Origin of the sequence: Aquabacterium sp. CECT 9606 (assembly GCF_918741295.1) — a bacterium.
GTDB lineage: Bacteria > Pseudomonadota > Gammaproteobacteria > Burkholderiales > Burkholderiaceae_C > Aquabacterium.
In genome coordinates, this window is record NZ_CAKKNB010000001.1 from 278,250 (window position 1) to 299,341 (window position 21,092).

Sequence of the window (21,092 nt, forward strand, 5' to 3'; positions counted from 1 at the left end):
CGACGCCGCTTGTGTCCAGGGCGACACAAAGGCGCTAAACACGCGACAAACACGCTCGCTGTAATGCGTTGACGGGCAAGACGTGCCCGGGCATCAACGACAAGGCACCCCATGCAAGAGCTGCACGACCATGATCACGGCCTGGCCCACGACCTGCAAACGTTCATCCACGCCGCCACCCGGCGTCGGCAAGCACTGCGCTGGCTGCTGGGCGCCGGCACCGTGGCCTTGGTGGGCTGTGGCGGGGGCAGTGATGACACCGACGACTCATCCACCAGCACCACGTCAACCACCGCCACCAACACGACCACGGGCACCGGAGCCACCACCTCGTGCTCGGTCATCCCCGAGGAGACCGCCGGCCCCTATCCCGGTGATGGCTCCAACACCAGCAATGGGTCAATCGCCAATGCCCTGGCACTGAGTGGCATCGTGCGGAGCGACATCCGTAGCAGCATTGCCGGGTCAACGGGCGTCGCGGCCGGCGTGCCCCTGAGCATCGAAATCCGGCTGGTCAACACGGGTGCCAGTTGCGCTGACCTGTCGGGCTACGCCATCTACCTGTGGCATTGCGATCGCGATGGCAAGTACTCCATGTACTCGTCAGGCATCACCGACGAGAACTACCTGCGCGGCGTGCAGTCCACCGACAGTGGTGGGGTGGCGAGCTTCACCACCATCTTCCCGGGTTGCTACTCGGGCCGCATGCCGCACATGCATTTTGAAATTTACCGATCGGCCAGCGTGGCCACGCAGTACAGCAACAAGCTCAAGACTTCGCAACTGACGTTTCCGGTGGACGTGTGCCAGACCATCTACAACGGGGCCACCGGGTACAGCGCCAGCATCAGCAACCTGAGCCAGATGAGCTTCGCCACCGACAACGTCTTCAGTGATGGCGTGAGCCTGCAGGTGGCCAGCATCAGCGGCGATGTGGTCAGCGGCTACACGGCCACCTTGACGGTGGGCATCTCGGCTTGATCGGTCACTGCGCGCCGAATGGATTCAGTTGTCCGGATCCTCGTCCAGGTCGGGCATCAGAACCTCACCATTCGGCCCCCATTCCACATGGGTGATGCCAGGCTCCTGTTCTTCCAGGCGCCTTCTCTCGGCTTCCTGGGCACTCAAGTCATTCTGGCGCACCCTCATCTCGTCGACGGCTTTGCGCTCCAGGCGATTTTTGTGGGCACGCTCCAGCGCCAGCTGGACGCATGACACCAGTTCGTCTTCCCGCCATGGCTTGGTCAGGTAACGAAACACCTCCACGTCGTTGATCGCCGTCATGATGGTCTCGACCTCCGTGGTGGCGCTCAAGATCATCCGAATGGCCTGAGGCTGCTTGTCGCGCACCTTTCCCAGGAACTCGACGCCATTCATCCGGGGCATGCGAAAGTCGCTGACGATGACATCGAACGACACCACGGCGGTGCGTGCGAGCGCCTGCAGCGGATTGTCGAAGCCTTCCACCTTGGTGGATGCCGGCAGCGATCTGCGGAGCAAGCGCTGCAGGGCGAAGACCACGTTGGGCTCATCGTCAAGGAGCAGTATGCGGCTCATGGTCGCTCCTGTGGCTGCCTGATGGCCAGCAAGATGGGTTGGCCCCCGCGCCGTTCGAAGGTCTTGATGCGGGCAATCAGTTCATCGGTCAGCACATGGTCTGCCGCCAGAAGCAAGACACCTTCGGCGGACAGGAAGTCAACGGCGAGCACCATGCCGGGTTTCAGCTCGTCCGTTCTCAACTTGAGCGGACGATGGGTGGGTGGGGGCGGCGGTTTGGCAAACAGGCTCAGAAAGGCATCGATGACCGCTGGATCGAATTGCGTGCCTCTGCCACGGCCGATCATCGTGCGGGCCTCGTGCGGCGAAAGGCACTCGGTGATGAGGTGGCCGGCCTGCATGTCTTCATAGGCATCGACCACGGCCAGGATGCGAGCCCCCACGGGGATGGCCTCTTCCTTGAGGCCGTCCGGGAATCCGCGGCCATCGTGGCGCTCATGGTGAGACCGGATCAAGGCTGCCACGGGTTGCATGTCATCCAGGCCCATCAGGGCCTGCTCCCCAAAAATGGGATGAAGCCTGTAGCGGGCGGACTCTTCCGGCGTCATCTTCGAGACAGGCTTCGACAAGGTCGTGTCCGACAGGCCGATCTTGCCGATGTCGTGCATCAAAGCCGCGATGAAAACCTCGTGGGCCTGCGTGTCGTCCAGATTCAAGGTCTTGGCCGTGCGCCTTGCCAGGTCCGCCACTTTGCGTGAATGGCCCACCAACTGCCCACCACGCAGTTCGATCAGATTGGAGAACGACTTGATCGAGTTGAAGTAGTTCTTCTTCAGTCGGTCATTGAGTTGCGCCAGCTCGGCTGTGCGCTCGTCGACCTTCTGCTCCAGCGTGGCATTGAGCGCCTTGAGTTCCTCGTTTTGCCGAATGCTCAGGGCTTCAAGGCGATTCTTCTCGGCGATAAGTGCCTTGCGTTCAAAGGCCTCGGCGACGGTGCCCAGGATCTCGCTGTCTTTCCAGGGCTTGGCGATGTAGCGGTGAATCTGCCCCTCGTTGATCGCGGAGATGGTGGAATCGATGTCGGCATACCCTGTCAGCAAAAGCCTTGTGACCTCGGGCCAGCGTGTGCGCACCTGCGAGAGCAGCTCGGCACCGGTCATCATCGGCATGCGCATGTCCGAGATGATCAGATCAATGGGTTCGGTTTCGAGCAGCGCCAAGGCTGCCGCGCCGCTTTCCGCGGTCAGGATCCGATGTCCTGACGAACGAAACAGGCGCTTCATGGCGGAAAGGATGCTTGGCTCGTCGTCAACGCAGAGAACGGTCCGGGAAATGGCTTGGGGCGTGTCCATGGGGCTCCTGGCATCAGACCTGCAAGGCCTGACACACATCTTCAAACTGGTTTTGCACTTGCGCGAATGCCGCCATGCAGGCTTCCTCGCCGGGGAACATGGCCGCCCAGATGTCAGGCGGGGTAGGCGGAACCGTCTCATGGGCATCGCCCGAGAAGCCCAAGGCGTGTGAGAACGCATCGGCGAGGTGCGCCAGCCCCACCAGCCCCGGACCATGGTGCATGGACGGTGCATGGTGAAACTCGATGGCTTCGACAATCACGGGTGAGAACCGCCAGTGCTCCGCGATCCGGGCCCCGGCGACGGCATGGTCGATGCCCATCAGGGACCGTTCGGCGTCCACCAGCAGCAGGTCATGCTGGCGCTGATGTGCCAGGACCTTGGCGTAGACATCGGTGTAGGAGCAGGCCAGGGCAATGCGCCCGATGTCATGCAGCAGCCCTGCCGCAAAGCCAATGTCGCTGTCCATGCGAAGTTCACGCGCGAGCGCCTGCCCGCACAGCGCCGTGCCGACCGCATGCCGCCAGAAGCCTCTGAAGTCGAAGCCCGGGACCTGAGGGGGCTTGAAGCTGCCGGTGACCCCTGCGGCCACGACCACCGTTCGAACGGTCCGCATGCCCAAGATCGTCAGTGCTTCGGGAATGGAACCAATTTGCCGGGTCATGCCATAGAAGGCCGAATTGGCCATGCGCAAGGTCTTGGCGCTCAAAGCGGGGTCTCGCGACAGCTTGGCCGCGAGGTCTTCCGATGACAAGGATTCGTTGCCCAGGCAGGCAATGAGCTCCATCACGACCGCAGGGAGGGAGGGCAGTTCTCTGACACGCGCCTTGAATTGGTCTGGCGTGATGACGAGGTTGCTCATGACAAGGTTCCCAGTTTGTACCTCATCACCAGGTGGAAAAGAGGGCTGACCTGACCGGAGTCGAGGATGTGCCGGAACCGGTGCTCGATCTGCCGCCTCGTCTCCTCGCGTTGCGCCTCGGTCGAGGCCGGTGGAATGAGGTCTGCGTCGGCCTTGGGTATCTGGTCGGGTGTCATGTCGGGCTTCCATCAGGCCGGAGGGCCTCGTTTGACTGGGGCATGAGGACCAAGAGCGCGCCCCTTGACTTCGCGGCCCCAGTCATGGGACGGCACACCGCCCGAAACGCCGAGCCTTTGAGGGTGATGTCATGGTGACAGCCATCACAGGCATTCCAAAGCATCGACAAGGGCTCCAGCTCGAGGTCATTGACGTGCATGCCCAGCAGGCTGCCGGCGTCGCTGAACAGCTTTTCCGCGTCGGTGTTCATGAAAGCGACCATGCCATCCGGGTCAAACCCCATCAGTGGTGCCGGGATGTTCTCCAGCACGTCTCTGGCCATGGTCAGGCTGCTTTCTTCGCGGTTGATCTGCTCTTGCTGGTAGGCCAAAAGGTGCTGGAGCCGCTTGTTGACTTCGGCCAATTCGAGGTTGGCGTCCTGGACCTCGCGGTCAAGCCGCAAGTTCTCGTCGGCCATTTCCTTTTGCTGAAAGGCTTCCTTGATGTGTCCCCGAACCAGCTCGTCATTCCATGGCTTGGTCAGGAACTTGTAGATGGCGCCCTCGTTGATGGCGTCGGTGATCGATTGGAGTTCGGTGTAGCCCGACAGCACCATGCGCACCGTCTTGGGGTAAAGCTCCTTGGCCCTGCGCAAGAACTCCACCCCCGTCATGCCTGGCATTCTCTGGTCGGACAAGATCACGTCCACCTCGTACTCGGCCAGGCGCTGCAAGCCTTGAAGTCCGCTGTTGGCGGTGACGATGTCATAACCATCACGACGCAGCAAGCGCTTGAGCGATGACACGATGCTCTCCTCGTCATCGACCAGCAACAGCGTGCGCTTGCGGCCTTTGCGTCCAATCATGTCCTGGGGCAGGCATTTCTTGTCACGCAGCAGCGCGAGCATGTCCTGCTCGTGCAAGGGTTCACTGAAATAGAAGCCCTGCATCTGGTCGCACTGGTTGGCCACCAGCAGGGCGACTTCGCCGTCGCTTTCAACACCCACGGCCACCACCTTCATCTGAAGGCTGTGCGCCAGGTTGATGATGGCCCGTGTGATGGACACATCCTGTGTGGCCGCCGTGACGTCGGGCACCAGCGATCTTCCAATCTTGATCATGTCGATCGGCAAGCGGCGCAAGTTGACCAGGCTGGAGTAGCCGGTGCCAAAGTCGTCCAGCGCGATGTGCACGCCGATGGACTTGAGCGCGCTCAGCGCGTCGGCCACATGCGCCAGATCATTCATCAACATGCTTTCCGTGACTTCGATGGTCAGGCAGTGCGGATCAAGGCCGGTCTGCCGCAAGATGGCTTCCACGGAGCCGGCGATGTCGGGCTGATTCAGTTGCCTTGCCGACATGTTCACTGCCATTCGCAAAGCCGGCAGCCCTGATTGTTGCCACCGCATGGCACTCTCGCAGGCCGTCTTCAGCACCCAACTGCTGATGTCCAGAATGAGTTCCGTTTCCTCCGCGATCGGGATGAAGTCATCGGGCGCGAGGTCGCCGAACAGTTCGTGGCGCCAGCGCACGAGCGCTTCCACGCCGATCACCTGTCCTGTGACCAGGTCGATCTGCGGCTGGTATTGAAGGTAGAGCTCCTGCCGGCCCAGGGCTTCCCGCAACGCCGCCGCCCGGGCGAGCTTGTCCCCCAGCTTGGCATTGGCTTCGGCGGTGAAAAAACAGATCTGATTGGGGCCCATGGCTTGCGCCATGCGCATCGCTGCCTCGGCTTGCCTCAAGGCATGGCGTGGCTCCTCGTCCCCGTCCTGGGGGAACACCACGATCCCGATGCCGCACGAAACCTCGACCACGGCGCCGTCCAGTTTGACCGGGCCCGACAGGGTCTCCACCAGCTGGCGGCTGAACTGCAATGCCAGGTCGTCATCCAGTTGGCCGTCGTCGGTCAGCAGGAACATGAACTCGCCCGAGCCCATGTGGGCCCATGTGTCCGACTTGCGCAAGCCAGCGGCCATTCTGCGGGTCAGCAACAACAGCAGTTGATCCCCCAGCGCATAGCCCAGCGACTCGTTGATCTTCTGGATTTCATTGACCTCGACCGCCACCAAGGCGATCCGCCGTCCTTGAGGAAGGGCCAGCCTTGCTTCGGCCTGGAGGCGGTCGTGCAGCATCTGGCGGTCTGGCAGGCCGGTCACGGTGTCAAACCGGGCAAGCCGCAAGGACTGTTCCTGGGCCTCCTGCCGCCCCGATGTGTCATGTGCATAAAGCACGACATAGCTCTTGGCTTCGTATTCCAGGGAGGATGCATGCAACTCGACCGGGATCGTGTGGCCATCGGCAGCTCGCCAGTCGCTGGACAGCGTGCGGCTGCCTGTGAGCTTGAGCGTGTCCAAGGTGTTGCGCCACATGTCTGGCCGCCGATGCGGGGCGATGTCGAAGATGCTCATCTCCGTCATGCATCCTCCGCCGTATCCCAGCAGTTCTTCAGCGGCCTCGTTGACGTAATGCAGCCGTCCGTCCTCAGCCACGACCAGCACTGGCACAGGCGAGTGGTCCATCATGAATCGACTCATGCGGAGTGCAGGTTCCGATTCATGCAATAGGTTTGGCGTGGACTGGTCGTTCAAAGTGCCTCCTTGGTGACACTGGCTCCCGCGTTGTGGCCACGCGGATCTCTCGTCTTCTATCGGTTGATGCTCCTGAAACATGATGGTCGGTCGTCCCGCAGGAGGCCGCATCTGTGTGATCTCGCCGGGAATGGCCGAAGTCGCTTCTTGGAATGTGCGCTATTCAGGCAGAAACCAGGGGCTTTCCCATGTTGCTGGTGTGTCTGTTCGGTCCTGCCGACACTGACTGGCGTAAAAGACCAGCATCCGCCCACAAGTTCACGTTTGGGATGTGATGCCTGTTTCGATGGCGCTCAATCGTTTGGCCGAATTGCCGAAGTCTTGGCCTGGGGCCGTTCCCATCGCCTTTGAGAATCGCTTATGCAGACAGAGCAGTTGACGTGGAATGCCCAAGCAGGCTGGTGTCAGGGCAAACCAGCCATGGAAAGCCCTGCGCAGTGTGTGCTGGCCTTCGGCTCTCCTGAGGCGCTTCAAAATGTGGAAGCCTTGGCGCAACTCCGCATGTGGTACCCACGGGCGCACATCGTGGGCTGTTCCACCGCAGGCGAGATCTGCGGCATGAGCGTTCAAGACAACACGTTGGTGGCCACGGCGCTGCATTTCGCGCACACCCAGCTGCGGATGGCCAGCGCCATGGTGGGCGACGCCCTGGACAGCCGCCAGACAGGCGCGGCACTGGCCGCTGAACTCAACACGCCAGGGCTGGTCCATGTGATGGTTCTGTCTGATGGTCTCCATGTCAATGGAACGGCCTTGGCCGATGGCCTGCGCGAACACCTGCCCGCCGCGGTGGCGGTGACTGGAGGTCTGGCAGGGGATGGCGATCGTTTCCAACGCACCCTGGTCTGCGTTGACGACAAAATCTCGGAAAAATGCGTGGCGGCCATCGGCTTCTATGGCGACCGCCTGAAGGTGGGATATGGCTCGATGGGGGGCTGGGACAGCTTCGGGCCAGAACGGCTGGTGACACGTTCGAGCGGCAATGTGCTGTTCGAGCTGGATGGCCAGCCGGCACTTGATCTGTACAAGCGTTACCTGGGTGAACACGCCCAGCAGCTTCCAGCCAGCGCCTTGCTGTTTCCCTTGGCCCTGCGTGGCGAGTCCATTGACGGCAGCGTGGTCCGCACCATCCTGGCGGTGGACGAGGCCCAGGGCAGCATGACCTTCGCTGGTGATGTGCCGCAAGGCACCCATGCACGCCTGATGAAAGCCAACTTCGACCGCTTGATCGACGGTGCAGCGGGTGCGGCGCGGGCGGGGCTTCATCGGCTGGACAGTTTCGAGCCCGAGTTGGCCATCCTGATCAGCTGTGTTGGACGCAAGCTGGTCCTCAAGCAGCGTGTCGAGGAAGAAATCGAAAGTGTCCGAGAGGTGTTGGGCCCTCAGGCAACTTTGGCAGGTTTCTACTCCTATGGAGAGATCTGCCCGCATGTCAGTCTCACCAAGTGCGAACTGCACAACCAGACCATGACGGTCACCACGTTCTCCGAGCAGTAATGTGAACTACCACAAACTGCTTGAGCGTCAGATTCGCCGCCACCTTCAAGAAGGTGCGCAATCCGATGAATTGGCTCGGCTGCTGGCGGCCGTCGATGAGGCCTACCGCGACGCGGATGCCGACCGGAGCGCCATTGAGCGTTCACTGGAGTTGATGTCGGCGGAATTGACCGAGCGCAATGTCCAGTTGCAGTTCGAGTTGCAAGAGCGCCATGCGATCGAACAAGCGCTGCTCCAGGAAAAGTCCGAACAGCAGGATTTGATCAAGAAGCTCGAAGAAGCCCACCACCAGCTTCTGCAGGCTGAAAAAATGGCCTCGATCGGGCAATTGGCCGCGGGCGTGGCCCACGAGATCAACAATCCCATCGGCTTTGTGGGCTCCAACATGGGGACCCTGCGCGAGTATGTTCAAAGCCTGCTTGAACTCATCGCGGCGTATGAATCGCATGAGCCTGACATGGCGGCATCGATTCGGCAGCACATGGCGAGTTTGCGCGCTCAGATCGACCTGAGCTACCTGCGACAGGACATCCCGAACCTGGTGCGTGAGTCCATTGACGGCATCGAACGTGTTCGCAAGATCGTTCAGGACCTGAAGGACTTCTCGCACGTGGATGAGGCGCAGTGGCAATGGGCCGACCTTCGCTGTGGACTGGATAGCACGTTGAACATTGTGCAAAATGAAATCAAATATGTGGCCGAGGTGGTCAAGAACTACGGAGACATTCCCGATGTGGAATGCATGCCATCTCAACTGAACCAGGTCTTCATGAATTTGCTGGTCAATGCCGCACACGCCATGCATGAGCGGCGCGGCAAGATCACGGTGACTGTGGGCACGGCGCTGCCGGAGGCCGTCTTCGTTGAGATCGCGGATGAAGGACATGGCATTGCACCCGAGAACCTCAAGCGGATCTTCGACCCCTTCTTCACCACCAAGGCCATTGGCAAGGGAACGGGCTTGGGCTTGTCCTTGTCTTATGGCATCGTCAAGAAGCACGGTGGCCAGATCACCGTGGAAAGTCGGCATGGCGTTGGTACCGTCTTTCGGATGGTGCTGCCGGTCCGGCAGCCCGCCAAGCCGCCTGACTGACCGCCTTCTCAATTGCCGACTCAAGGCGTACCATTTCCACGATGCGCGGTGGTTTCGCGCATTACACCCAGTTTTCCCCGGAGATCGGGGCGCAACCGCAGTCCATTCGCAAGGTCTCAGACATGAGCATATCGGTTCTGGTTGTTGATGATTCAGCCATGGCGCGCAAGATGCTGATTGCAGCGCTGCCGCCGTCCTGGGACGTGTCCATTCGCCAGGCCTCCAATGGCCAGCAGGCCCTTGAGGCCTACCGGGAGGGGGGGATCGACGTGATGTTCCTCGACCTGACCATGCCCGTCATGGATGGCTTCCAGGTCCTGGAGCACCTCCGCAAGGAAGACATGAACTGCCTGGTCATCGTGGTGTCGGCCGACATCCAGCCAGAGTCCCAGCAACGTGTGAAGCAATTGGGGGCCATTGCCTTCATGCGCAAACCCATCAATGCAGACGCCGTGCATGCGGTGCTCAAAGAATACGGATTGGCGCTATGAACGCACCGCTGCTCAACGAAGACCGGCGCGATGCGCTGCAGGAGATCACCAACATCGGCATGGGCAGGGCAGGCGACTCGATCGCCCGCATCTTCAACGAGTTCGTCGAGTTGTCGGTGCCCCGCATCCTGACCGTGGAAGGCTTGCAACTGGCCGACAAGGTGGCCGAGATGGTGGGGTGCAAGGACGTCTCTGGTGTGCGGCAGGCATTTCATGGACAGCTGCGTGGCGAAGCCCTGGTGATCTACAACCATCAGCATTGCAATCAATTGGCGGAGTTGTTTGGCTACGAACCTGAATCGGTCTCCGGCTCCGAAAGCGAACTTCTGCTGGATGTCACCAACGCCCTGGTGGGCGCGTGCCTGGGGGGGATGGCCGAGCAGTTCCGGATCGACATCGGTTTCTCGGCACCAGCCCTGATGGGCGAGCATGGCGCGGTCACGGACCTGCTCCGCGTCGAGCAGATCGAGACCAAGCAGGTGCTGTTCGTCGAGGTCAACTTCAAACTCGAGCGGCACAGCTTTTCCTGCCACCTGATCATCCTGATGTCAGATGCACAGATCGCCATGGTCGAACGTGCCATCGATGCATTCATCGAAAGATTTTGAGCATGCCGCCAGACGATCAATTTGAGATGCTGAGCTTCATCGTTGACCACGTGGAAGTGGGCCTCTTCGCCATTGATCCGGAGTTTCGCATCACGCTTTGGAATGGCTTCATGGCGATGCACAGCGGCAAGACCTTTGACGAGGTGAAGGGCCGCAATCTGTTTGAATGTTTCCCTGAGCTGCCCTCCAAATGGCTGGAAAAGAAGATCCAGAACGTTTTCCTGCTGAAAAACTATGCCTTCACTTCCTGGGAGCAGCGGCCGCATCTTTTCAAGTTTCCCCACAACCGTTCAGTGACCGGGGGCATGGAATCCATGCGCCAGAACTGCACATTCCTGCCGGTCAAACGCGGCGATGTGGTGGACCACGTCTGCGTGGCCCTGTTTGACTACACCGACACGGCGCTGTTTCAAAAGCAGCTGACCGCCACCATTGCTGCGCTCGAGGTGGAAAAGGGCGAGCAAAGAAAACTGATCGCGCAACTCGCGGAAGCGCAAGGCCAACTCCTGCAAGCGGAGAAGATGGCATCGATCGGCCAACTCGCGGCAGGCGTGGCGCACGAGATCAACAACCCCATCGGTTTCGTGAATGGCAATTTTGGAAGCCTTGAAAGCTACATCTCCGACCTCATGCGTTTGCTGAGCGAATACGAAGGGCTGGAGACCTTGCTTGAGCAATATCCGCAGGCCCTGGCACGTGTCAAGGCGGTCAAGCAGGATATCGAGATCGATTTCCTGCGAGAAGATTTGCCTCAACTCTTCAGGGAGAGCCGTGATGGGCTTGACCGTGTCAAGCGCATCGTTCAGGACTTGAAAGATTTTTCGCGGGTTGACCAGGTGGAATGGCAAAGTGCCAACCTGCACGATTGCCTGAACAGCACCCTCAGCATCGTTCAGAACGAGGTCAAGTACAAAGCGGACGTGATCAAGAACTACGGCGATCTGCCCCTCGTGGAGTGCATGCCGTCTCAGCTGAACCAGGTTTTCCTGAACCTTCTGGTCAATGCCGCGCAAGCGATCAAGGATCGCGGTCAGATCACCATTCGAACGGCCGTTGAGCAGGACTGGGTCGTGGTTGCGGTGTCCGACACCGGTTCTGGCATTCCACCAGATGTGGTCAAACGGATCTTCGATCCCTTTTTCACCACCAAGCCCGTGGGGTCAGGGACGGGGCTGGGCCTGTCGGTCTCCTACAGCATCGTGAGCCGGCATGGCGGTCGCATTGACGTCGACACGCAAGTCGGCGCCGGAACGACCTTCCTTGTCTGGCTTCCGATCACCCAAACCAAGGGTGCCACCGAGCCTGCGCAGGCCGTGGGCTGAATTCTCCGCCCGCAGCTGACACTCTGACACCGTCAGAGGCCAAGCCCAAATCGGCTCAATCCGATTTGGGCTTTTGTTTGCCCGATTCTTGCATGAGCCGATCCGTGGCTGATCAACCCCCACCTTTTCAAAGGAGTTCCCCATGAGACACGGAGACATTGGCAGCAGCAACGACACCGTCGGCGTGGCCGTCGTCAACTACAAGATGCCCCGCCTGCACACCAAGGCCGAGGTGCTGGCCAACGCGCGCAAGATCGGCGAGATGCTGGTTGGCATGAAGCAGGGCCTGCCCGGCATGGACCTGGTCGTCTTCCCCGAATACTCCACCCACGGCATCATGTACGACGCCAAGGAGATGTACGACACGGCCTCGACCGTGCCGGGCGAAGAGACCGAGATCTTCGCTGCCGCTTGCCGCAAGGCCAATGTGTGGGGCGTGTTCTCGCTCACTGGCGAGCGCCATGAGGAGCACCCCAACAAGGCGCCCTACAACACGCTCATCCTGATGAACAACCAGGGTGAGATCGTCCAGAAGTACCGCAAGATCATGCCGTGGACGCCCATCGAGGGCTGGTACCCGGGCAACTGCACCTACGTGTCCGACGGCCCCAAGGGCATGAAGGTCAGCCTCATCATCTGCGACGACGGCAACTACCCCGAGATCTGGCGCGACTGCGCGATGCGCGGCGCCGAGCTGATCGTCCGCTGCCAGGGCTACATGTACCCGGCCAAGGAGCAGCAGATCATGGTGGCCAAGTGCATGGCCTGGATGAACAACGTGTACGTGGCCGTGGCCAACGCCACTGGCTTCGATGGCGTCTACAGCTACTTCGGGCACTCGGCGCTGGTGGGCTTCGATGGCCGCAGCCTGGGCGAGTGTGGCACCGAAGAGATGGGCATCCAGTATGCCGAGATGTCGGTCAGCGCCATCCGCGATGCACGCAAGAACCAGCAGTCCAACAACCACCTCTACAAGCTGGTGCACCGTGGCTACACCGGCAAGATCAACTCGGGCGAAGACGCCAGGGGCGTGGCGGCCTGCCCCTTCGAGTTCTACGGCAAGTGGGTGAACGACCCGGAAGGCACGCGCGAGATGGTCGAGGCCATCACCCGCTCGACCGCCGGCACGCCCGAGTGCCCGATCGAAGGCATCCCCAACGAACCGGCCCAGCACCGCTGATGGCGCTGGAGAGCTACCGCATCCGGGAGCAACCCTTCTACCAGGCGACGGGCAACGAGGTCGCCTTGTTCGAGCATGCGCACCGCCACCGCATGCCCTTGCTGCTCAAGGGCCCCACGGGTTGTGGCAAGACGCGTTTCGTCGAGCACATGGCCTGGAAGCTGGGCCGGCCGCTGGTCACCCTCGCGTGCAACGAAGACATGACCGCGTCCGACCTGGTGGGCCGCTATCTGCTGGACGCCGACGGCACCCGCTGGCACGACGGCCCGTTGACCCTGGCCGTTCGCCATGGCGGCATCTGCTACCTCGACGAGGTGGTCGAAGCGCGGCAGGACACCACCGTGGTGATCCACCCGCTGACCGACGCACGCCGCATGCTGCCGCTGGACAAGAAGGGCGAGGTCGTCCAGGCCCACCCTGATTTCCAGCTCATCGTGTCCTACAACCCGGGTTACCAGAGCCGCTCCAAGGACATGAAGACCTCGACCCGGCAGCGTTTCGCGGCGCTCGACTTCGACTACCCGCCGATGGACGTAGAGGCCGGCATCGTGGCGCATGAAACCGGCGTGACGCTGGAAGTGGCCACGCGGCTGGTGCGCATCGCCCACCATTCGCGCGCGCTGAAAGGGCGGGGGCTGGACGAGGGCATGTCCACCCGCATGCTGATCTACGCGGGACTCCTGATCGGCTCGGGCCTGGACGCGCGTGAAAGCTGCGACATGGCCCTGACCCACGCCTTGACCGATGACCCGGACATGGCGCGGGCCTTGCGCGATCTGGTGGCCGCCCAGTTTGGGCAGGCGTCCGTGGCATGAGTGCCTTGCCATCGCTGCGTTGGTTGGCGCAGGGCTTGTTAGGGCGCGACCTGGCCTTGCAGCAGGGCGGCTCTTCCGCGGCCGAGGGCTTGCCTTCGCGCCCGGTGTTGACGCTCACCCACCTGTTGCTGCCAGATGACCTGGCCGTGCCGGAGGGCCTTGACCAGCACTGCCTGCTTCGCGCAGCCATCGCGCATGCCGTGGCGCACTTGATATTCTCAGCGCCGGCACGGCCTTCCAAAGGCCTTAAGCCGATGACGGTGGCGTTGATCTCGGCCTTCGAAGATGCGCGCGTTGAGCGCCTGTTGCTGCGTGACCATCCTGGCATGCGCGACTGGTTTCTCAAACCGCTGCATCTGGCTGTTCAGCCCGAAGGCATCGGCTTTGCCGCCTTGATGTCGCGCCTGGATCTGGCCCTGGTGGACCCGGCTTACCGCGACGATCACCCTTGGGTCCACAAGGCCCGTACCCTGTTCGAGGACCACGCCGCCCATCTTGATGATCGCGAGCTCTTCCACCAGATCGCCTTGAACCTCGTGCACGACCTGGGCCAAACGCGCGTCGCCTTCCGGCCCGGCCAGTACCAGGTCTCGGCCCCCTATCGGGATGACAACACCTTCTTGTGGCAGCACGAGATCTCGTCGGCGGATCCACCGCCTGAGCTGGAGCTGCAGGTGCCGCAGCAACGCCCACTGCAAGCCCGGTCCGGAGGTGAAAGCAGCCAGGACGAGGTGCAGGAAGTGGCGACCAAGGAAGTGGCCCTGAGCCAGCACCTTTACCCCGAATGGGACCACCGCTTGTCGCTGCTGCGCCAGGATTGGTGCACGGTGATCGACAAGCTGCCGCCTTGGCGGCTCGCGCCCAAGCCGGCACTGCCCGTGTCTGCCGTGCCCACGGCCTTGAAGCGGCCGCCGCACGTGAATGGCGGGCGCCGCGTCCGGCGTCAGTCCGAAGGCGACGAGCTCGACCTCAACGCGGTGGTGGAGTTCATGGTGGCGCACCGCTCTCAGCACTTTGCCGAATCAAGATGTTTCAGCCGCCGCGCGGCCGCTGAGTCATCGGTCAGCATCCTGGTCTTGCTGGACCTGTCCGAGTCCACCAATGCCCGATTGCCCGAGGGCACTCAAACCTTCCTCGATCTGGAGAAGGAGGCCGCCCGCATGCTGGCCAAGGCGGTGCACGCAACCGGCGGCCGCATTGCGGTGCATGGCTTCTCGTCCAACACGCGGGCCGAGGTCAGCTACTACCGCCTGGTCGATTTTGGTGCGCCCCTGGATGGCGCCGCGCACGCCGTGCTGTCGTCGGCCCCGGCGCGCCACTCAACGCGGCTGGGCGCGGCTTTGCGACATGCCACCGCCAGCCTGCTGGAAGAAGCCAACGATCTGAAAGCCATCCTGGTGCTGACCGATGGCGCACCCTCCGACATCGATGTCCACACGCCGCACCATCTGATAGAAGACGCGCGCCACGCCATCCACCAAGCGCGCGCGGCTGGGGTGCCGGTGCACGGCCTGGTCGTGGACCGGCAGGCCGACACGTACGTACGCCGCATTTTTGGCTGGCGCCACCACCACATCGTGGACAACGCCATGACCTTGCCAACCCGGCTGTGCGGCCTGTACCGCTGGCTCGCCGCTTGATCGGGACAGGCCTGGCATACCTATTGCATTAACACCTTGGCAGGTGGAGCGATTTTGGTGCATCTCTGAAAAAGTGCGCGGATCATCTACTGAGGGGCACTAGGGTTCCGATCGATGGTTGACTGCCAAGCCATCTTTGTCTGGTCCAAGAGTGCCCCGGCCTCGCAAGGGGCTCCACGGAGGGACAAAAGCCCGGGAGAGCGACGATCCACATCGTCTCGCCCCTGCGCTTGTCCCCCCAACAGGAGCTTTCATGGCATCACCCCGTTCCCGCATCCTTCAAGTCGCCACCGCGCTGGCCTTGTCCCTGGCGACCTGTGCGTCCATGGCCGCCACGTCCCTGAAAATCGGCACCGTCGTGTGGATCGGCTACGGCCCGTTTTACGTGGCCGAGGCCTTGGACCTCTTCAAGAAATACAACCTCAAGGTCTCGCTGCAGATCTTCAGCGACCCGGCCCTGATCCCCTCGGCCATCAGCAGTGGTGCGGTCGATGGCGGCATGCTCACCTACGACCAGGTCATCGGCCAGGTCGCGGCAGGGCGCATGCAGAAGGTCGTGATGCCCATCGATTACTCCAACGGCGGTGACGCCATCGTGGCCACCAAGGCCATCACCAAGGTGAGCGAGTTCAAGGGCAAGAAGATCGGTTTCAACCCACTGTCGCCATCTGACTTTTTGCTGTCCTATGCCTTGAAGGTCAACAAGCTGACCGACAAGGACATCACCGCCGTCAGCATGACGCCCGAGACCGTGCCCGCGGGCATGGCGTCAGGCCAGTTGCCCATCGGCGTGACCTACGAGCCCAGCCTGTCGCAGATCCTGAGCCAGGGCGGCGGCAAGAAATTCCACGTGGTGTTCTCGTCGAAAGACGCGCCCGGCCTGATCGCCGACGTGCTGGTCTTCGACGAGAAAAAGATCGCATCCATGCCCACCGAGATCTCGGGCGTCATCAAGGGCTACCTGGACGGCATGGCCTACATGAAAGCCAAGCCCGCTGAAGCCGCCGCCATCATCGGCAAAGCCATGGGCGTGTCGGCCAAGGAGGTGAAAGAGCAACTCGGCGGCGTGCACAACATCGCGCTCAGCGAGATGCCCAAGGCCTTTGCCAAAGGCAAGGAAACCACGTCCTACTTCGCCAGCGGCGACATCATCGGCACGCTGCTGAAGGCCAAGGGCCAGATCACCACGGTCCCGCCCACCGAGTCCACCTTCGACGCGCAGTTCGTCAATGCGCTGACCAAGAAGTAACACCGCGGGGCCACCATGTTCAAGAGCTTTCGCTATGCCGATGGCGTGGGCCCCAATGTGGCGGCCCTCGCGTTCACCTTGCTGGGCTACCCGCTCGGCGTGGCCATGCTGGCGGCGCCCCACTGGGCCGTCAACGTGCTGGGTGTGACCTTGGTGACCTTGACCCTGGTCTGGTCGGCCTACTACATCCACGAGTTCGCTCACCAGGCCATCTTCAAGACGCCCGAGGCCAACGAGCGCTGGGGCACTTTGATGAGCTGGCTCAATGGCAGCTGCTACGCGGCCTTTGCCGACATGCGCCGCAAGCACATGCGCCACCACGTGGAGCGTGCCGATGTGATCACCTTCGATGCGCGCGGCTTCTTGCTCAAATCGCCCGCCTGGGTGAGAAACACCGTGTTGGCCCTGGAGTGGGCCTACTTCCCGGCGGTGGAGTTTTTGATGCGTGGCTTCGTCGTGTTGCTGCCATTCCGCGATGAGCGCAAGAAAGCCTTGCGGGGCCGCATCATCGGCATCGCCCTGGTGCGCACAGTGGCCTTTGCATTGCTGGCCTGGGTTTCACTGAAGGCACTGTTGCTGTACTTCCTGGCCTACCTGCTCTTCGTCACCGTGCTGCGGTTTGCCGATTGCTTCCAGCACACCTACGATGCCTACCCGATCATGGATGACCAGCCCATCCCGGCCGACAAGGTGCGTGATCGCGTCTACGAGCAGGCCAACACCTACAGCAATGTGGTCGGGGTGGACAAACCGGTGCTGAACATGCTTTGGCTGAACTTCGGTTTTCACAACGCGCACCACGAGAAGCCCACCCAGCCCTGGCACCGCCTGCCCCAGTTGCACCGCGAGCTCTATGGCGACACGCATGCCCAGGTGGTGACGGTGCGCCAGCTGCTGCGCAGCTTCCACATCAACCGCGTCAAGCGCGTTTTGGCGGTGGACTACGGCCAAGTGCTGGGCCCCGAGCATGCGGGCCGTGCCGATGGCTTTCTGGGCGCCGTGGGCGTTTCCTTTTTGACGGCGGTCTGACATGGAGCCCATCACCTTGTCCTTGCAAGGCCGCACCGCCCTGGTCACCGGGGCGGCCAGCGGCATTGGCCGGGCCATCGCGTTGGGCTTCGCCAAGGCTGGTGCGGCGGTGGCCATCAACCATTGGGGCCGCGATGCCGAGGCCACTGCCGTGCGCGACGAGGCCGGCGCCCTGGGCGCCTCCGCCATGGTGATCGAGGCAGACGTGACCCGGCCCTACCCGGTCGACTCCATGATCCGGTCGGTGGTGTCCTCGCTCGGCCCCATCGACATCCTGGTCAACTGCGCGGGCATCATCCAGCAAAAGCCCTTCCTGGACACCACCCTGGCCGATTGGGACCGCATGATCGCGACCGACCTGAGCTCGGTCTTCCTGGTCTGCCGGGCGGTGTTGCCCGGCATGGTGGCGCAGGGCAGCGGCGTGGTCATCAACATCGCGTCCGACCTGGGCCTGCTGGGCCGCGACAGCTTCGCCCCTTACTGCGCTGCCAAGGCTGGTGTGATCGGCCTGACGCGCTCATTGGCCCGCGAGTTCGCGCCTCACATCCGCGTCAACGCGATTGCCCCGGGGCCGGTGGAAACGGCCATGCTGTCTTCGGCCCACATGAGCCCTGAATGGCTGGCCAAGGAACTGGACATCCCCCAGCACCGCTTTGCGCAGCCGGAAGAGATCGCCGACACGGCGCTGTTCCTGGCCTCTGACTTGTCGCGCTTTTATTGTGGCCAAGTGCTGGGTCCCAACGGCGGTTCGGTGATGCCTTGAACAGGAGTTTCTTGATGCGTACCGTCTTCATGAACGAGCTGTCATGGCTGGACTACCAGGCTTTGGTCCAGACCAAGCAACCCGCCATTCTGCTGCCAGTGGGGGCGCTGGAGCAGCATGGTCCGCACCTGCCTTTGGGCACAGATGGCCTGCTGTCCAGCGCCGTCGCGGCCGATGCCGCCCGCCTGAGCAATGCGCTGGTGGCACCCACCTTGTCCTATGGCTACAAGTCGCAGCCCAAATGCGGCGGTGGGCAGCACTTCTGCGGCACGACCAGCGTGGACGCCGCCACCCTGATCGGCTCGGTACGCGACGCCGTGCGAGAGTTCGCACGCCATGGCGTCAAACGCCTGGTTATCCTCAATGGCCATTACGAAAACCAGTGGTTCTTGATCGAAGGCATTGACCTGGGCCTGCGTGACCTGGGGCCCCAAGCCCAGTTGGAAGTGATGCGCCTGGAGTACTGGGATTTCATGACGCCGCAGACCCTGGCCCATGTTTTCCCAGAGGGCTTTCCGGGCTTTGCGCTGGAGCACGCGGCCGTCATCGAGACCTCGATGATGCTGCACTACCACCCCGCCTTGGTCCGGCTTGATCTGATCCCCGACGAGCCCCCGGTGGACTTCCCGCCTTACGACCTCTACCCCACGCGCACCGACTGGGTGCCGGCGTCGGGCGTGTTGTCATCGGCCAAGGGTGCCGATGCCGACAAGGGCAAGCTCATGGCGCAAGAAGTGGCCCAGCGCATCGCCCAGGCCATGGCCACCGGCTTCAAGGAGAGCCATGATGCCGTGCTACCCACTTGAGGCGACCGCGCTGATCGTCATCGACATGCAGCGCGACTTCTGCGCACCCGGCGGCTACGCCGCGCAAGCCGGGCTGGACACCGCGCGCCTGGCCCAGCCCATCGCGCACATCCAGGCCTTGTTGAAGGCAGCCCGCGCCGCCAGGCTGCTGGTGATCCATACCCGCGAAGGCCACCGCCCTGACTTGTCCGACTGCCCGCCCGAGAAGCTGCAGCGCAGCATCCGCGCAGGCGCTGCGATTGGCTCCGAAGGTCCCATGGGCCGCCTGTTGATCCGGGGCGAGCGTGGCCACGACTTCATCGACGAGCTGGCACCCTGGCCCGGCGAGGTCGTGATCGACAAGCCCGGCTATGGCGCCTTCCACCAGACCGACCTGGCCCAGGTGTTGGCCAACCGGGGCACCACGCACCTCATCGTCTGCGGCGTCACCACCGAAGTCTGCGTGCACTCCACCTTGCGCGAGGCCGTGGACCGCGGCCTGGCCTGCACCACCGTGGGTGACGCCTGTGCCGCCAGCGACCCTGCGCTGCAAGCCCCCGCCCTGGCCATGATCAATGTGGAAGGCGGCCTCTTTGGCCAGGTGTTGGACACTGACGCCGTGGTCGTGGCCTTGACGCCGGCACCGAAGGAATCCGCCGCATGAGCCACGTCAGAAAGCTGTGGCCCTTGCTCACGGCCACGCACCGCTACGACAAATCCATCTCGACCTTCAACCGCGGGATGGGGCAGATGATCGACGCGCCGATCTTGGCCTACCTGATTGAAACGAGCAATGGACGCATCCTCTACGACGTGGGCTGTGACCACGCCAAGATCCACGACCCGGTGGCACGGGCGCGTTACTACAACCCCGAGGTCTTCGAGTTCGGCGCGCCGGACATGCGCGACGAACAGCGCATCCCGCACCACCTGGCTCGGTTGGGCCTGGGCCCCGCCGATGTCGACCTGATCTTCATTGGCCACCTTCACTTCGACCACGCCGGTGGACTTAAAGACCTGCGCCGCTGCGGGTGCGGCGCCGAGATCCATGTGCAACACGATGAGCTGGAGGTGGCGCGCAGCGGGGCCGATGGCGTGGTCTTTGCCGACGACCTGCTGGACGCTGCGGGCACCCCTATCCCTTTCACCACCCGGCAAGGTGAGTACACCCTGGTGCCCGGCGTGCGCGCCGTGGCCACGCCGGGCCACACCGTAGGCCACATGTCGATGTTGATCGAGTTGCCGAAAGGCCCACCCATCTTGCTGGCCGGTGACGCGGCCGATCTGCAAGAAAACCTGGACGATGAAGTGGCCCCTGGCACCTTGTGGCTGGGGCGCGAGCAGCAGGCCATCGACAGCATCCGCAAGCTCAAGGCCGTAGCCCGCGACACCGGTGCCTGGATCTGGCCCAACCACGACCTGCCCTTCTACCGCACCTTGCCCGCCTTTCCCGGGGCCTGCGAATGAGCCACCAACCCGTGCCCGAGCGATACCGTGGCGTCTGGTCACGCACCTTGCTGGAGACACCCACGCACCATGACAACACCAGCCTGGTGCTGTGGATGCAGACCGAGTTGTGGCATGCCGATCTGCGCATCCCGCAGGCCGCGCGTGTTGGCCGCAGCAAGGCGCCGTTGGCCGCTTTGAGCGCGGCGCAACGTCAAGCCCTGGCTTTGCAAAGCGGCTTTTGCGGCATCACGCAAGTTGAACGGCGCTCACTGCAAGCGGACGATATTTGCACTTGGCACCGCCACCTGGACTACCAGCCGCCAGGCGTGTCGCCCGATGCTGGCTGGATGGTCTTCGAATCCGATGACCGTGTCATCGAAACTGGCGTGCATGGCGTGTACCGCGAGGTCTGGGAGCGCTTGCCCGGATCCACCGGCCTCTGCACGTTCCGCGAGCGGGCCGACGGGCAAGACCCTGCGCGGGTCACCAGGCTCCTGACCGCAGGCCGCTACATCATGAAAGTTCGGCCCCGCACGATGGCCTGGCCGGCCGGCACCGTGCCAGGCGATACCTTGAGCGAGGTGTTGGCCAGACACCCCTCGCAGGCTTCAAGCCTGTTGGACTTCGAAGTCTCTTTCGGGGTGCTCGACGGTGCGGAGGGCCTGCGCTGGACCCTCCATCATTCAACGCTCCCGGAACTGGAGCCAGCCGCTTGAC

The 21,092-nt window shown here is 62.5% G+C and carries 21 protein-coding genes and 1 riboswitch; of the genes, 16 read left to right on the forward strand and 5 right to left on the reverse strand.

The window, feature by feature from the left end; translation table 11 throughout:
* Nucleotides 1-111: 111 nt before the first annotated feature.
* Nucleotides 112-981, forward strand: a complete 870-nt coding sequence (locus LQ232_RS01310) for an intradiol ring-cleavage dioxygenase (RefSeq protein WP_230177879.1) — start codon at nucleotides 112-114, stop codon at nucleotides 979-981.
* Nucleotides 982-1,005: 24 nt separating this feature from the next.
* Here the strand turns inward: LQ232_RS01310 and LQ232_RS01315 are convergent, their stop codons facing one another.
* Genes LQ232_RS01315 through LQ232_RS01335 form a run of 5 tightly spaced genes read right to left on the reverse strand, consistent with a single transcriptional unit; the run spans nucleotide 1,006 to nucleotide 6,400 of the window.
* Complete coding sequence (locus LQ232_RS01315) at nucleotides 1,006-1,557, reverse strand: response regulator (RefSeq protein ID WP_230177888.1); 552 nt, start codon at nucleotides 1,555-1,557, stop codon at nucleotides 1,006-1,008.
* Entirely contained in the window at nucleotides 1,554-2,849 is a 1,296-nt protein-coding gene (locus LQ232_RS01320; RefSeq protein WP_230177896.1) for an HD domain-containing phosphohydrolase, read from the reverse strand. Before LQ232_RS01320 ends, LQ232_RS01315 begins: the two co-directional genes overlap by 4 nt.
* A gap of 13 nt (nucleotides 2,850-2,862) precedes the next feature.
* Nucleotides 2,863-3,711 (reverse strand): HDOD domain-containing protein, encoded by an 849-nt coding sequence (locus tag LQ232_RS01325; RefSeq protein ID WP_230177898.1) that lies wholly within the window; start codon nucleotides 3,709-3,711, stop codon nucleotides 2,863-2,865.
* Nucleotides 3,708-3,887 carry a hypothetical protein gene (locus tag LQ232_RS01330; protein ID WP_230177900.1) on the reverse strand — a complete coding sequence of 60 codons (180 nt, stop codon included), beginning with the start codon at nucleotides 3,885-3,887 and terminating at the stop codon, nucleotides 3,708-3,710. The genes LQ232_RS01325 and LQ232_RS01330 overlap by 4 nt, the downstream gene beginning before the upstream one ends.
* A complete protein-coding gene (locus LQ232_RS01335; RefSeq protein ID WP_230177902.1) occupies nucleotides 3,884-6,400 on the reverse strand; it encodes an EAL domain-containing protein in 2,517 nt (838 codons plus the stop codon). Before LQ232_RS01335 ends, LQ232_RS01330 begins: the two co-directional genes overlap by 4 nt.
* 474 nt (nucleotides 6,401-6,874) lie before the next feature.
* On the opposite strand from LQ232_RS01335, the gene LQ232_RS01340 reads away from it, so the two are divergent.
* The 15 genes from LQ232_RS01340 to LQ232_RS01410 all read left to right on the forward strand — a co-directional run bounded on the left by LQ232_RS01340 (nucleotide 6,875) and on the right by LQ232_RS01410 (nucleotide 21,091).
* Complete coding sequence (locus LQ232_RS01340) at nucleotides 6,875-7,951, forward strand: FIST signal transduction protein (RefSeq protein WP_230177904.1); 1,077 nt, start codon at nucleotides 6,875-6,877, stop codon at nucleotides 7,949-7,951.
* Nucleotide 7,952: 1 nt separating this feature from the next.
* A complete protein-coding gene (locus tag LQ232_RS01345; protein WP_230177906.1) occupies nucleotides 7,953-9,044 on the forward strand; it encodes an ATP-binding protein in 1,092 nt (363 codons plus the stop codon).
* A gap of 122 nt (nucleotides 9,045-9,166) precedes the next feature.
* Nucleotides 9,167-9,535 (forward strand): response regulator, encoded by a 369-nt coding sequence (locus LQ232_RS01350; RefSeq protein WP_230177915.1) that lies wholly within the window; start codon nucleotides 9,167-9,169, stop codon nucleotides 9,533-9,535.
* Nucleotides 9,532-10,143: a chemotaxis protein CheC gene (locus tag LQ232_RS01355; RefSeq protein WP_230177917.1), complete on the forward strand. Its 612-nt coding sequence runs from the start codon at nucleotides 9,532-9,534 to the stop codon at nucleotides 10,141-10,143. The genes LQ232_RS01350 and LQ232_RS01355 overlap by 4 nt, the downstream gene beginning before the upstream one ends.
* 2 nt (nucleotides 10,144-10,145) lie before the next feature.
* On the forward strand, nucleotides 10,146-11,465 hold the full coding sequence (locus LQ232_RS01360) for an ATP-binding protein (RefSeq protein ID WP_230177919.1): 1,320 nt from the start codon (nucleotides 10,146-10,148) through the stop codon (nucleotides 11,463-11,465).
* A 142-nt stretch (nucleotides 11,466-11,607) separates the two neighbouring features.
* The gene (locus LQ232_RS01365; protein ID WP_230177921.1) at nucleotides 11,608-12,645 is read left to right on the forward strand and encodes an aliphatic amidase; all 1,038 of its coding nucleotides are present in this window, start codon (nucleotides 11,608-11,610) and stop codon (nucleotides 12,643-12,645) included.
* Nucleotides 12,645-13,460, forward strand: a complete 816-nt coding sequence (locus tag LQ232_RS01370) for a CbbQ/NirQ/NorQ/GpvN family protein (protein ID WP_230177923.1) — start codon at nucleotides 12,645-12,647, stop codon at nucleotides 13,458-13,460. The genes LQ232_RS01365 and LQ232_RS01370 overlap by 1 nt, the downstream gene beginning before the upstream one ends.
* Nucleotides 13,457-15,100, forward strand: a complete 1,644-nt coding sequence (locus LQ232_RS01375; protein WP_230177934.1) for a nitric oxide reductase activation protein NorD — start codon at nucleotides 13,457-13,459, stop codon at nucleotides 15,098-15,100. Before LQ232_RS01370 ends, LQ232_RS01375 begins: the two co-directional genes overlap by 4 nt.
* Nucleotides 15,101-15,188: 88 nt before the next feature.
* Nucleotides 15,189-15,301: riboswitch (guanidine-I (ykkC/yxkD leader) on the forward strand.
* A 52-nt stretch (nucleotides 15,302-15,353) separates the two neighbouring features.
* Nucleotides 15,354-16,349 carry an ABC transporter substrate-binding protein gene (locus LQ232_RS01380; RefSeq protein WP_230177936.1) on the forward strand — a complete coding sequence of 332 codons (996 nt, stop codon included), beginning with the start codon at nucleotides 15,354-15,356 and terminating at the stop codon, nucleotides 16,347-16,349.
* A 15-nt stretch (nucleotides 16,350-16,364) separates the two neighbouring features.
* A complete protein-coding gene (locus LQ232_RS01385; RefSeq protein ID WP_230177938.1) occupies nucleotides 16,365-17,378 on the forward strand; it encodes a fatty acid desaturase in 1,014 nt (337 codons plus the stop codon).
* A gap of 1 nt (nucleotide 17,379) precedes the next feature.
* Nucleotides 17,380-18,141, forward strand: coding sequence for an SDR family NAD(P)-dependent oxidoreductase (locus LQ232_RS01390; protein WP_230177940.1), 762 nt, complete (start codon nucleotides 17,380-17,382; stop codon nucleotides 18,139-18,141).
* A gap of 14 nt (nucleotides 18,142-18,155) precedes the next feature.
* Nucleotides 18,156-18,947, forward strand: a complete 792-nt coding sequence (locus LQ232_RS01395; protein WP_230177971.1) for a creatininase — start codon at nucleotides 18,156-18,158, stop codon at nucleotides 18,945-18,947.
* Nucleotides 18,925-19,590, forward strand: a complete 666-nt coding sequence (locus tag LQ232_RS01400) for a cysteine hydrolase family protein (protein ID WP_230177973.1) — start codon at nucleotides 18,925-18,927, stop codon at nucleotides 19,588-19,590. The genes LQ232_RS01395 and LQ232_RS01400 overlap by 23 nt, the downstream gene beginning before the upstream one ends.
* On the forward strand, nucleotides 19,587-20,393 hold the full coding sequence (locus LQ232_RS01405) for an N-acyl homoserine lactonase family protein (protein WP_230177975.1): 807 nt from the start codon (nucleotides 19,587-19,589) through the stop codon (nucleotides 20,391-20,393). Before LQ232_RS01400 ends, LQ232_RS01405 begins: the two co-directional genes overlap by 4 nt.
* A complete protein-coding gene (locus LQ232_RS01410) occupies nucleotides 20,390-21,091 on the forward strand; it encodes a hypothetical protein (RefSeq protein ID WP_230177977.1) in 702 nt (233 codons plus the stop codon). The genes LQ232_RS01405 and LQ232_RS01410 overlap by 4 nt, the downstream gene beginning before the upstream one ends.
* Nucleotide 21,092: the final 1 nt, after the last annotated feature.